At 45.3% G+C, this 12,447-nt stretch carries 14 protein-coding genes; 7 read left to right on the forward strand and 7 right to left on the reverse strand.

Features of this window, described 5'->3' with window-relative positions; genetic code table 11:
• Positions 1–276: 276 nt before the first annotated feature.
• Complete coding sequence (gene gnd, locus QUB70_RS23430) at positions 277–1,731, forward strand: decarboxylating NADP(+)-dependent phosphogluconate dehydrogenase (RefSeq protein WP_332983729.1); 1,455 nt, start codon at positions 277–279, stop codon at positions 1,729–1,731.
• 74 nt (positions 1,732–1,805) lie between these two features.
• Here the strand turns inward: gnd and QUB70_RS23435 are convergent, their stop codons facing one another.
• The 3 genes from QUB70_RS23435 to QUB70_RS23445 all read right to left on the reverse strand — a co-directional run bounded on the left by QUB70_RS23435 (position 1,806) and on the right by QUB70_RS23445 (position 2,878).
• A complete protein-coding gene (locus QUB70_RS23435; protein ID WP_332983730.1) occupies positions 1,806–2,225 on the reverse strand; it encodes a DUF6334 family protein in 420 nt (139 codons plus the stop codon).
• On the reverse strand, positions 2,212–2,478 hold the full coding sequence (locus QUB70_RS23440; protein WP_332983731.1) for a hypothetical protein: 267 nt from the start codon (positions 2,476–2,478) through the stop codon (positions 2,212–2,214). The genes QUB70_RS23435 and QUB70_RS23440 overlap by 14 nt, the downstream gene beginning before the upstream one ends.
• A gap of 142 nt (positions 2,479–2,620) precedes the next feature.
• The gene (locus QUB70_RS23445) at positions 2,621–2,878 is read right to left on the reverse strand and encodes a hypothetical protein (protein WP_332983732.1); all 258 of its coding nucleotides are present in this window, start codon (positions 2,876–2,878) and stop codon (positions 2,621–2,623) included.
• 258 nt (positions 2,879–3,136) lie between these two features.
• On the opposite strand from QUB70_RS23445, the gene QUB70_RS23450 reads away from it, so the two are divergent.
• The 3 genes from QUB70_RS23450 to QUB70_RS23460 all read left to right on the forward strand — a co-directional run bounded on the left by QUB70_RS23450 (position 3,137) and on the right by QUB70_RS23460 (position 4,335).
• On the forward strand, positions 3,137–3,607 hold the full coding sequence (locus QUB70_RS23450) for a restriction endonuclease (RefSeq protein WP_332983734.1): 471 nt from the start codon (positions 3,137–3,139) through the stop codon (positions 3,605–3,607).
• Between the two features lie 3 nt (positions 3,608–3,610).
• Entirely contained in the window at positions 3,611–4,024 is a 414-nt protein-coding gene (gene arfB / locus QUB70_RS23455; protein WP_332983735.1) for an alternative ribosome rescue aminoacyl-tRNA hydrolase ArfB, read from the forward strand.
• A gap of 71 nt (positions 4,025–4,095) precedes the next feature.
• Positions 4,096–4,335, forward strand: coding sequence for a hypothetical protein (locus QUB70_RS23460; RefSeq protein WP_332983737.1), 240 nt, complete (start codon positions 4,096–4,098; stop codon positions 4,333–4,335).
• A gap of 226 nt (positions 4,336–4,561) precedes the next feature.
• Here the strand turns inward: QUB70_RS23460 and QUB70_RS23465 are convergent, their stop codons facing one another.
• From QUB70_RS23465 to QUB70_RS23475, 3 genes are all read right to left on the reverse strand, one after another.
• Positions 4,562–4,831, reverse strand: coding sequence for a helix-turn-helix transcriptional regulator (locus QUB70_RS23465; RefSeq protein WP_332983738.1), 270 nt, complete (start codon positions 4,829–4,831; stop codon positions 4,562–4,564).
• Positions 4,832–5,065: 234 nt separating this feature from the next.
• A complete protein-coding gene (locus QUB70_RS23470) occupies positions 5,066–5,347 on the reverse strand; it encodes a helix-turn-helix domain-containing protein (RefSeq protein WP_332983739.1) in 282 nt (93 codons plus the stop codon).
• Positions 5,348–5,654: 307 nt separating this feature from the next.
• Positions 5,655–5,927, reverse strand: coding sequence for a helix-turn-helix transcriptional regulator (locus tag QUB70_RS23475; RefSeq protein WP_332983740.1), 273 nt, complete (start codon positions 5,925–5,927; stop codon positions 5,655–5,657).
• 111 nt (positions 5,928–6,038) lie between these two features.
• Here QUB70_RS23475 and QUB70_RS23480 point away from each other — a divergent pair, with 111 nt between their 5' ends.
• The 3 genes from QUB70_RS23480 to QUB70_RS23490 are packed head-to-tail and all read left to right on the forward strand — an operon-like array spanning position 6,039 to position 7,450.
• Positions 6,039–6,299, forward strand: a complete 261-nt coding sequence (locus QUB70_RS23480) for a hypothetical protein (protein WP_332983742.1) — start codon at positions 6,039–6,041, stop codon at positions 6,297–6,299.
• The gene (locus QUB70_RS23485) at positions 6,283–7,281 is read left to right on the forward strand and encodes a hypothetical protein (RefSeq protein ID WP_332983743.1); all 999 of its coding nucleotides are present in this window, start codon (positions 6,283–6,285) and stop codon (positions 7,279–7,281) included. Before QUB70_RS23480 ends, QUB70_RS23485 begins: the two co-directional genes overlap by 17 nt.
• On the forward strand, positions 7,223–7,450 hold the full coding sequence (locus QUB70_RS23490) for a hypothetical protein (RefSeq protein WP_332983745.1): 228 nt from the start codon (positions 7,223–7,225) through the stop codon (positions 7,448–7,450). Before QUB70_RS23485 ends, QUB70_RS23490 begins: the two co-directional genes overlap by 59 nt.
• A 768-nt stretch (positions 7,451–8,218) precedes the next feature.
• On the opposite strand, the gene QUB70_RS23495 is transcribed toward QUB70_RS23490, so the two are convergent.
• Entirely contained in the window at positions 8,219–11,767 is a 3,549-nt protein-coding gene (locus QUB70_RS23495) for a hybrid sensor histidine kinase/response regulator (RefSeq protein ID WP_332983747.1), read from the reverse strand.
• Between the last annotated feature and the right edge of the window lie 680 nt (positions 11,768–12,447).

Here is a 12,447-nt window from a genome sequence, read left to right on the forward strand (position 1 = left end):
AACTTTTACCCAAAATGTCCGCTTGTTTGTATCTATCGTTACTGCGATCGACATAATACCTGCCTTATCATCTCCTGTCCGTGTGATTAATATCCCTTAAATCTTAAAAAAACCCTACTGATTTACCAAACAGCAATTCTTACAATATAAAAATAAACCTAAACCTCCTAGGTCTATTGTCCAATACTTTTAGTCCACCGGAAAGCGGTACACCCCGCCTCGCTTTCCTCTTTCCCAAATCAATCCTCAAGCGGGAACAACCAGCGGGTTATTAGCATGACAAAGCAAAATTTTGGTTTAATCGGTCTAGCAGTGATGGGCGAAAACCTAGCCCTGAACGTCGAAAGCAGAGGCTTCTCCGTAGCTGTATACAACCGCACAGCAGCCAAAACCGACGAGTTCATGGCAAAACGCGCCCCCGGCAAAAACATTGTAGCCACCAAGACTCTGACAGAATTCGTCGATGCCCTAGAAACCCCGCGCCGCATCTTAGTTATGGTGCAAGCTGGCAAACCCGTAGATGCAGTCATCGACCAGCTCAAACCCATGCTGTCACCGGGCGACATGATTATTGACGGCGGCAACTCGCTCTACGACGACACCGAACGCCGCACCAAAGATTTAGAATCGATGGGACTGGGATTTGTCGGCATGGGCATCAGCGGCGGCGAAGAAGGCGCGCTCAACGGTGCTAGTTTGATGCCCGGTGGCACCCGCACTGCTTACGGTCTACTAGAGCCAATTCTCACCAAAATTGCGGCTCAAGTAGATGACGGCCCCTGCGTCACATTCATCGGCCCCGGTGGCGCTGGCCACTACGTGAAGATGGTTCACAACGGCATTGAGTACGGGGATATGCAGCTCATTGCTGAAGCCTACGATTTGCTCAAAAACGTTGGTGGATTGAACGGCCAGCAGTTGCAGGAAGTTTTTGCCGAATGGAATACCACAGACGAGCTCAACTCGTTTTTGATTGAAATTACGGCTAATATTTTCAAGTACATTGACCCGGAAACTAAGCATCCCTTAGTTGAGGTAATTATGGACGCAGCCGGTCAAAAAGGTACCGGCCGCTGGACTGTAATGAGTGCTTTGGAATTGGGCGTGAGCATTCCCACAATTATCGCTGCTGTGAATGCGAGAATCATGTCTTCTTATAAAGCAGAGCGCGTCAAAGCTTCCCAAGAACTAACCGGGCCTACCGCCAAGTATGAAGGCGATCCTAAAGAGTTTGTGAACAAAGTTCGGGATGCACTTTACTGCTCGAAGATTTGCTCCTACGCGCAAGGCATGGCACTTTTGAGCGCGGCCTCGAAGTCTTACGGTTACGAGTTGAGTTTGAGCGAAATTTCCCGAATTTGGAAGGGCGGCTGTATCATTCGGGCTGGGTTTTTGGACAAGATTAAAAAAGCTTTCAATGACGATCCGGCGCTGCCGAATTTGCTGTTAGCGCCGGAGTTCAAACAGACCATTCTCGATCGCCAATCAGCTTGGCGGGAAGTGTTGTCTACGGCTAGCCTGCTAGGTATCGCTGTACCGGCTTTTAGCGCATCGCTGGATTATTTCGACAGCTACCGGCGCGAAAGATTGCCGCAAAACCTCACGCAAGCTCAGCGGGATTATTTCGGGGCTCACACCTACGAGCGCACTGACAAACCGCGCGGCGAGTTCTTCCACTCTGAGTGGACTCAGGCTGCTAAAGAGTCGCTGCAAACTGGTACTACTGATTAATTGGGTGTAGGGTGCGTCAGACGCGCCTCATCCGTGTAGGGTGCGCCCCGCGCACCTTACGAATTGAACCTGTATCAAAATACTTGACTGTACTGCAAGTCTGTAACAGATTTAACCCGGTAAACAGGCTCGCATAGAAACACTCGCAGAGATGAACATTCAGCAACAAAAGTTATGCTAGGATGTAGATATTCAAAGGCAAAAATTACTTGATCTCGATAGCCTTGGTCGTTGTCGCATACCCACACCGTCATCAGCTTTTTACCAATAAAAGACTCACACCAAAATGGAGTATCTGCCACATCCGGAACTGTAGCAGTTTCTAGTAATATCTCTACCTCGTCAGTATCAGAAATTGGCAGCAGCGTAACGGTTGTATCTTGAAAAACAAGTTGAACTTTATCGAGAGACAATATATCGCCACCATATTCTTTGTATTCAAGAACGGAAACTGCTGTCAGAGTTTGTCCTATTGGAAATTCATCTATTCCCATATTTGTCACGCTTTTTCCTTGCTTGTTTAAGCATTTTAATTGCTTTTCTTGCCTCTTCATCTCCCTCTGTTGCCAGATTTGCTAATGCACCAACTGTGAGATTACAATAATCTGTTCGGAGTTGTGAAATCTGACCTTGACCGCCTCCACGTTGTCGAATTGCATCGCCGATAATCTCATCTTTCATGTTAACAAGATTGCCGATTATTTTGATGCAACCCGGTGCAAGTTTGACTCCCTCCTCTTCATCCATTGATATTGCTTGCGTGATTTATTGTGCCTGAGTAAATTTTACACCTTTTAATCGCACCGCCAAATCTTGACTGTCTTGTTATTGAACTTGAGTGCAACCTAAGCACCTAAGCTGTGTAGGGCGATCTTCTGCCCCCCCCACCTTACGAATTTATATGGGGTTGCAAATTGTTTTGACGTTTGTTTTTGAGATAGGTTTTAATATATTCGTCGTTAAAGAGCGATCGGGCGATCGTCAGTGCTTCTTGTCTTTCTGCGTCTGTCATGTAATCATCGCCTTTTAAACCTGATGGCGGGTGTCGGGGATCGCCGCCTGCATCGAGGAATCGCTGACGGGCGATCGCCATTAATTCTCCTAATCTCCGGTCTTGTTGTCTTCTGATATCATGCGGTTTCGTCATACTCTTCAAGCTCGTCTATACGAACAATCTCGCCACTTTGTAGTATAGCAGCCCTTGGTAAAACTAGACTAGGGGTTTCGATGTACCAAAAGCCATTTTCTTCATCATATATTCTCCAGATTAGCAAGTCGAGAGTTTCCAGGGCATTGATAATTAAGTATTGAACTCCTGATGATGGCATAGGTCGATTTGTAGTTGAGCCTGTACTGAGCAAATCTGGTACAATTATAACTACTGCTTTAAAATAAATGTAATTTTATGAAGTTTTTTATAGTAAGAGCCGCTGCCGTTATCGGTGATATTGCGGTATCGGTATTTGATACATTGAAAGAAGAAGAGTTAAGAAAACGTTTATTAGAGAGCGGTATTCTGGAAGTGGATGAAATAAGTGGAAAAGAGTTTGAAAGATTTCTAGAGATCCATTTTAAAAATTTGGGTTATAGTGTTACTTTAACTCAAGATAGTCAAGATTATGGAGCTGATTTAATTTTGTACAAAGATGGCTTAAAAACGGTGGTTCAAGCAAAAAGAAGCAAAAACCCAGTTGGGATTAAAGCAGTTCAAGAAGTAGCAGGAGCCGTCAGACATTACAAGGGAAATAAAGGAAGAGTCATCACCAACAACAGATTTACAGAAAACGCTTGCAATCTTGCTCAATCTAACGACGTAGAGTTATGGGATAGAAAAAAACTAATTGAATTTATACTCACCGCTAATAATTATAAATAAATCATGCTACAAATTTCTAACACTGTGTTCATTCCAGATGGCGAAATCGAGATTAGTGCAATTCGCTCTCAAGGCGCGGGGGGACAAAATGTAAATAAGGTGGCGAGTGCTATTCACCTGCGCTTTGATATCGGTGCTTCCTCATTGCCCGATCGCTACAAGCAGCGTTTATTGCAAATCAACGACAACCGCATTACCTCCGAAGGTGTGATTGTCATCAAAGCGCAGGAACACCGCAGCCAAGAACAAAACCGGGAGGAGGCTTTGAGACGGCTGCAAGAACTGATTAAAAGTGCGATCGTCATACCGAAACCGCGCAAACCCAGCAAAGCAACTCGTAGTTCCCAGCGCAAGCGTCTCGACAGCAAAACCAAGCGAGGGCAGATTAAAGCTCTGAGAGGGAAAGTCACCGATTGAGCGATAATCTCAATTCCTATTAAAATTAGGATATAATTGTAGGTGATGATTGTTAGTTTTAGGAAGCGGCAATGACAACTACTGCAAGTAACGAGCCGACGCTAGCCGATGTTATTGAAAAGCTAGACAAGCTATCGGCAGAAGTTGAGAAATTATCAACTGATGTTGAGAAAACTAATGACAAAACCGACAGATTCAATGACAAGTTCGATAACTACCAGAAAGCTACCCAATGGGTGGTGCAACTTGCTTTCACTTTGATTGCAAGCGCCACTATCACGGTGATTATCACTTCAGTTCTCCGTAAGTAATACCAAATCCTACTTTAATATCCTCTTTATAACTTGCTTGTTATAGCGGTTCTCAGAAAGATGAGGTATGTAGTTGGGCTTCAGCCCTCTTAGTTTAGGGTTATATAAGCTGTAAGTGATACCTCATCTTTTTGAGAAAGGCTATATATGCCCGACTTCTTCAAAAAGTCGGGGATATAATCTGCTTTTTTAGGTTGGTCTAATTAGAATCAAGCAACAAAAGCTGTCAGTCGGGATTTGGTGGGCCTAAGTCGTTCGGTAAATCGTTAAGCGTTTTTCCCAGAGCTTTGCAAAGAGCTTTCATTTGAGCAATTGTCAGTTCGGGCTCGTCTAATCCTCGTTCCCATTTGCTAATGGCTTGCTGACTTAGGGTTTTTGTGCGGGTTTTGTCGGGAATTTGTTTTGCTAAGGCCGATTGGGATAAACCAACAGCCTCCCGCAAGATTTGCAGTGCTGGTATATTTTTCGACTCTTGAGTTTGTTTATTTCTGGGCATATCATAAAATTTCACAACCAAAGTTGTTGACAAACTGATAAATTACAACTAAGGTTGTTTAAGATAGAGACAACAGAAAGGCCGCTGCTTTAGCCGCACGGTGGAAACGCTTTGGTTTAGCAAGCTGCCTTATTGGTAGTTTCTACCCATTATGCCTGCATAGCCAAGCGTATTTTCCGGGCTTGGGTGCATGACTCAAGCCCCTTTCCCTAGACTTTTCCGAACCCCTGCGGGTTAGTTGTCCTTGGGCGAGGGCTCACGACTTGGTAAGTCATCGGGAATTGTGGTTACGTCTAATCCTAAAAGCTCAAACATAGTTTTTAGAGAAACCTGGTACAGGTTAGCCATAGCAAGTATGTTTTCAGCGTTAGGCAGAGCCTTGCCTAATTCCCAGTCAGCTTGTCTTCGCTCGGAAATTCCGATTTTTTCTTTGACTTGAGGGCGTGTTAGTCCAGCTTGCTCTCTGAGTAGCCTCAATGGAGACTTCTCCTTTTCTTGTAAATCTTCTTCTATCATAGGACGAAATATTCATGATGCAAACGTCTTGACAAAAATTTGGATAAGACGTAAACTTCATGTTGGTAGGCACAACAAAGGCAGCTCAACGAGCCTCAAAGGTCAAAATGCAGGTTTGAAGAACCGCCTTATTTGTAGTGTCTATCAATTATGCCTGCATAACCCTTAGTATTTTTGGGGCTTGGGCGCATACCTCAAGCCTCTTTTCCTCAACGCCGAGGAGGTGATGCCATGTAAAAGGTCGATCGACCCCACAGCCCAGTTTAAAATTCTATCAAATATCAAGACCATGATTTAGCTCTGTTTGTTAGCTGTTCCTCGGCGGAACGCAATCATCAACAAGTCCTGAAACATCTAGCCCGATCGAGTGACAGAACTGTTTCAAGCTAATATTTAGGGCTGTACAGATGGCTATTGCAGTATCAACTCTGGGTTTTTGTTTTCTTTTTTCTATTGAATACAAAGTATCTTCAGAGACTTTCCCCGTCAGTTGCTGGCTAAGCTCTCGGCGACTCAAGCCCCTGTATTCTCTAATTTCTGCAAGGCTCATTTCGTATAAATCCCGTACTTCTTGATTCATGGTGCAGAATATTTCGTAGTTTACCCTTGACAAAAACAATAAGTCTGACTAAACTACGAACAAGGACATAGCAAAGCGGTTGGGCGAGCCTCCTTTCGTCAAAATGCAGGTTTGAAGAACCGCCTGATTTTTCGTGTCTATCAATTGTGCTTGCATACCCAAGCGTATGTTCCGGGCAAGGGCACATACCTCAAGCCTCTTTTCCTCAACGCCGAGGAGGTGATGCCATTTAAAAGGTCGATCGACCCACAGCACAACCCAATTCAAAATTGTACCAAAGATCCCGACCAAAACTTCAACTTTGCGATCGCACAACTTCCGTGGTATCGTGCCATTTCTCGAACCATTCCAGATCATGCCCACATCAATTGACAACTTCTACCTAGGCGATGTCGCCTCCAACTTTCACTTTGCAGGCCCGCTGCTAGACTTTGAAGAAGAAATCCAGAATCAATCTCCCTTTCACGATTTAGACTACCTGACAAACGAAATTAAAAGGGGATTCCTCGACTACGTGCGTCAAGGAATCATGCTGGACGCCATCCGAAAGCTGCGATTGTACAAAGACAAGTTCAAAACTTTTAAAAGTTACTGCGAACAAGCATTAGGCAGACAGTATTTTTACTGCACGCAAATCATCAAATCTGCTGGCATTTGCCTGCGCTTAATTAAAGCCGGCTTTGAGATTTTGCCTAGCTGCGTTGCTCAAGTTGTTCCTTTGTTCAAACACGCAATCACCGACCAATACGGCGAGTGTCATTTACAGGAAAAGTGGCAAGAAGTTGTGGATGTCATCCCCAAAGAAAGGATTACAGCAATAACTATTGCCGAAACAGTTGACAACAACCCCAACCTTCGGTTAAAACAAATTCGGATCAAAACCGACACCTACGCCCTGTTAACCAAAAAAGCAGCCGCAGCGGGAATGTCAATTTCGGAATTTTTGGGCAGGCTGGTTGACGAATACAACCCCAGAAATTTAGAGCAACCCGCAGAGCACACTCCCGAACAGGAGGAGATTTTAGACCAATTAGACGCCCAGTTTAAGAAGCCGACAGCCGAACCGACTTCAACTTCTCCTAAAGACAAAGTTAAATCTAAAGGTTTTGGAGTAAAAATTGAGGCAAAAGGTGGTACAAGGGAGGTGAAGGTGAAAAGTTCGGAAGGTAAGGTTAAGGCTAAAAGTGCAGAAAGTGAAATTAAGTTGAAAACTAAGCAAACTGAAATCCCCGCAACAAAACTGTCTAATTCATTTAACGAAAAAAATCATGAAGTCATCTGCCCAAAATCCAATCATGCGTCAACTGAAACTGATGGAGGCTCAATTGAGCGAGATTCAGTGCCAACTGATTAAAGCCACTGTGTTGAATTGGTGGCAAATAGTTTTGCCTGACGGACAGAAAATTGCGATCGAGCACGCGGGCAGCGGACACTGGATTTTTCGGGCTAACGGGCTGGAAAAATCGCATCCTGAAGTGCGGAAAGCTGTGTTAATGGCGATCGCCGAAGGCTGTCGCCGATAAGCTACGGTTAAGGACACGGCACTGTGTCGTGTCCCTACTGGGTGATGGGGGTTGTCATGATTTGGGGATGTTGGGCGATCGATATTGCTTAAGGTTGCGATCGGAATTTCCCAACTGTGGGGCAAAGTTAAAATTTCCCGCGTTGTGGGGCCAGGGCTGGTGTCAACTATATATTATGGGGTTTGGGGAGCAATGCCTTAGCAGAGCCTATTCATACATCTAAGCCAAGCAGCATTAGGCTAGCCCTCAATTCGTGACATTTTCTTCCCAGACTATACTCAAAAGACATCTCTAATAATCAACTTGAAATCCTTACTAAACCATCATATCAAATCTGTTAGCATCGGAATTATGGCTCTTCTGGGTTTAGGGTAAATATTGTATTATTGGATACAAATGTGACGATTTTGTATTAGTGAAACCCTTGCTAGAAAAGGCTTACAACTCATATTAGCTTTGTTTGTCACCGCAAACCCAGAAGACCCGGAATTATTCCTATCTCTCTTATTTTCATCGGCGTTAATCAGCGTCAATCCCTTGTCATCTGCGGTTAACAAATTATCTTTTTTTAACCGCAGATTAGGGCAGATGCAACACAGATAAACGCAGATTAATTCTATCAATTCCCGTTGCACCATCCATCGGGAATTGTTGACTGTTGACTGGATTTACTATTCCGATGCAACCGGAATTTATCTCATTCAGTTTTTCGACTGACAGTTAACAGCCAACAGTCAACAATCATGAGGAGTGCAGCCGGAATTAATATTACTCTATTCGATGAAGCAAGTGCTCAATTGTCTCCACTAACGTTTCAGGCTCAACAGGCTTGGGAAGATGCCTTTGAAATCCCGCTGCTAGTGCTTGCTGTTGATTTGTCTCACCTGCATAGGCTGTCAGGGCGATCGCGGGAATCTGCCCTCCCTCATCTGTGGATAGTTGTCTGATTTGACGAATCAACTCATAGCCATCGATTTGTGGCATCCCAATATCAGCAATCAAAACATCTGGCTTAATTTTAGTGAGTTGTTGTAGCGCCTCTGTTGCTGAAGATACATAGATCACGGTGGCTCCCGCTTGCTCCAAAATACATTGAACTAACTCTAAATTGTCTACTTCGTCATCGACGGCCAGGATACATAATCTCGCCAAGGGTGAAGTGTCAGCTTTGAGTGCCCGATTGTCCTTGCGATCGCTGTTGGCATGATTACTTCTGGCTAATAAGGGAAGTGTGACAGTAAATGTTGCTCCCTGTCCTTCTCCCAAACTTTCGGCTTTGACAGTTCCACCATGTAGCTCAACTACGTGACGCACGATCGCTAATCCCAGCCCTAACCCACCAAATGTTCTCGTAATACTGCTATCGGCTTGTCTAAATGTGTCAAATACATAGGGAATAAATTCTGGCTTAATCCCTTTTCCTGTATCCATGACTTGAATTTGAGCAAAGGAATCAATCGTTTTTAGCTCAACTTCAACTCGACCTCCAGTTGGGGTGAACTTAATGGCATTGGTGAGCAAATTCCAGACAACCTGTTGCAATCTGGTAGCATCTCCTAACACATCGCTGACATTTGGTTCTAGCTGAGTTTGAATTTTAATGTTTTTCGCTTCGGCGGCTAAACTAACTGTTTCGATCGCAGCTTTAAGAGTTGTTTTCAAATTAATAGGAGTAGAGTCCAAACTCAGCTTGCCTTGCAGAATGCCAGAAATATCGAGCAAATCCTCAATCAGTTGAACTTGCAACTCGGCGTTGCGTTCAATTGTTTCCAGGGCTACCGCCGTCTTGCCAGAATCCAGGGTTCCCCTTCGCAGCAGTCGAGTCCACCCCAGAATCGGATTCAACGGAGTTCGCAATTCGTGCGACAAGACAGCTAAGAACTCATCTTTAATTCGGTTAGCTGCTTCTGCTTGTGTCCGTGCTTGCGATTCTGACTCGTAGAGCCGTGCTCGGTCGATCGACTGCGCCGACTGCTGTGCCAGTGCTAAAACGAAAGCCCGATCGCTCTCACAAAGCTGGGGAACGGTCGAAAAACTGAGCGATAGCCCACCAACGGCTTGTCCTTCAATCAACAATGGCACTGAAATCCAGGCTTCTGAACCAGCCTTGGCATAAACTTCAGCTAAATGAGGATAACGGGCAATTCGGTTTTCGATAGTTTCCAGCCAAACTGGTTGCCCAGTTCGCACGGCTTCTGCCAGAGGATAGGGTGCATGAATCGAAAAACTGCGCGGAAATTCTCCTACGTGCTCGTAGCCGATCGCTTGAATAATCTCCAGTTCGCTTGCCTCCTGGTTTAATACCGCAACCAAACCAGAACTTGCTCCCAGTGCGGACATTCCCTGTTCAATAATCACCTGAGCAACTTGAGCCGAGGTTAGGGATTCAGACAAAGCTGTCATCACCGCCAGCAGTCGAGCCGTCCGGTTAGCAGCGAGTTCGGCGGCTAATTTCGCTTGTTGTGTTTCATTATAGAGACGAGCATTATCAATGGCGATCGCTGCCCGCCCAGCCAAATCTTCAGCCAAGGGAATGTCTTCCAGGCGATAGCGGCGATCGGATTCAGTGAACACAAAGGTAATGCTACCCAACACGCGCCCGCGTGCCTGTAGCGGTGCAATGATGCAGGACTTTAACCCAGCTCCACGTATGATTTCCAGGTATTCAGCATTCGGCACGGCGGCAGCTAACTGTTCATCTGTAATCTCAATCCCAATTTCAACCTGTCCTGTTTGCATGACTTTAGCAATGCCATACCCATCATCGAGATGTCTGGGAAAGCGTTGAGCCAACTCCCAGCCCAACTTCACTTTTTCGGGATCGGAATGAGCCACTGCAACACGACCGATCGTGCGATCGTCATTCAGCAGATCGACACTACACCAATCTGCAAAATAAGGAACTGCCAGCTTTGCAACGCTTTGGAGAGTTTGTTCATACTCCAGCGAAGAGGAAAGGACAGCACTCACTTGGGCTAAAAATGCTGATTGTTGTTGAGAATTCTCTGCTAAAGCACGGGCTGCCTGTTCTTGAACAAGCTGTACTCGTTCGTCTTCGGTTTGCTTGCGTTCAGTAATGTCGCTGAAAGCAGCAATGATATTGATAATTTGTCCCTCTGCGTCAAACAAAGGGGAAGCATTGATCGAGAGAATCCTGCGAGTTCCATCCGCATGGCTAATGCTATGTTCAATACCATAAACAGGCTCACCTTTTTGCATCACCCGCGCAAACGGCAGTTCATCTTCTGGGAAAGGATGACCCTCCACGGTTGTAATGAACCAGGATGGATCGTTGTAGCCCCGCTCCACAATGTCGCTGCGAGTCAATCTTAAAATCCTCTCTGCTGCCCTATTTGCGGCTATAATCTGTCCGGTAGAATCTAGAATAGTGATGCCATCAGGAATAGTTTGGAAGATGCTGGATAATTGCGCTTCACCCTCACGCAGAGCTGTTTCTGCCTGATTGCGTTGTGTAATGTCGTGCATCACGACAACTGCACCCTGTTTTTCGCCGTTTGCGGCAATAATCGCCTGTCCAGTTGCTAACAGCATTCGCGCAGTTCCATGCTGCGGAACAATCATCATTTCCACATCACGAACGTTCTGTCCTTGCAATGCCTGGAACAGGGGAATATCCTCTGTATTCATGCGTGTTTTGCCGTCTGGCAAATACAAGTCATAATATTGGGCCCATCGATCCGCTGGAACTGGCTGCTGAGGTAATCCATGAAAATCTTTAGCTGCTTGGTTAAATACCGTCAATATGCCATCGGCATCGCAAGCCACAATGCCAGCTTGAACGTTGTTTAGAATTGCCTTCAAAAAGTCCTGTTCTTTCTGAAGAGTGGCTTCCACCTGCTGGCACTTGGCGATTTCGGCTTTCAATTGTCGATCGCGTGACGATGTTTCAGTCGTGTCTTGGAAGTAAATAAGTAAGCCATCTTCACTCTTGACGAGGCGAATTCTCAACCACTTGTTGAGTGAGGGGTAGTGTTCTTGAAACTCGATCGCCGTTGGCGTTGCGATCGCTTGATGACAATACTTATATAGCTCAGAGGTAAGATCGACTGCAAATACAGTCCATATATTTTTGCCGATTAGGTGTTGCCGCTTCCTATTTAAAAGCTGCTCTGCTTTATGGTTGACATAGGTGCAGTGCCACTCTGAATTAATAGAAATGAAGGCCTCAGCCATGCGATCTACGATCGCCGCAAATCTTCGTGCTTCAAGTGCTTGGCAGTCCGTACATAGCTCTTGAGGAAAATTTACAGTAAGCTCTTCTCGATGATTCAAGGAGTTTGTACGTTCTACATTCATTGCGGTTAATCCTGCCTATTTACCTATTATGCCAGCTATTGTTAAGGAATTAAGATATAATATGCCCAAAACCTAAGTCATTCAGTGTTTAAGCAAACGGGCGATCGCAACTCAGGGGACAGCACCGCTAAAAATTCGTCTTGAATCCAGTTAGCGACTTCTGCTTCGGACTGTGCAAGGCGATCGCGTTCTCACAGTTGTTCTCTTTCTTGTTCTGCTTGCTTGCGCTTTGTTCGCGGATGGGGATAGTGCTGACTAGAATCAAGCTAGCGTTTCTTTAACAGCGAACTCATGCAAACTACGCAACTGCTGAGCAACACCCTCGACAAAACGTGCCGACTGCACTAAATCTCTGGCTAGACATATTCTGTCATTCCTAATTGAGAATGCCAAATCTACCATTTTGGTTGTAGAAACAACAAAACCCGCTTTGGGGGCGGGTTTTAGCTATGGACAGAAATGGACTCTAACAAGTGACCCCTACAATGGCATTGTAGTGGTGCGATTCGTTTAGTCGAAATGAGTAATACTCAGGGATGGCTAGTATGGCTACAGAGCCATAACAACTGGATACATATCTGGGTGAGGGGTAGCCCGAGTCCCAGTCCGCAAGTGCAGCGGTAAAAGCATATCCCCTATTTTGGTAGGTAGCAACTAACAAGGTAAAGCGGGGATAAAAG

The organism is Microcoleus sp. A003_D6 (assembly GCF_036702825.1).
GTDB lineage: Bacteria > Cyanobacteriota > Cyanobacteriia > Cyanobacteriales > Microcoleaceae > Microcoleus.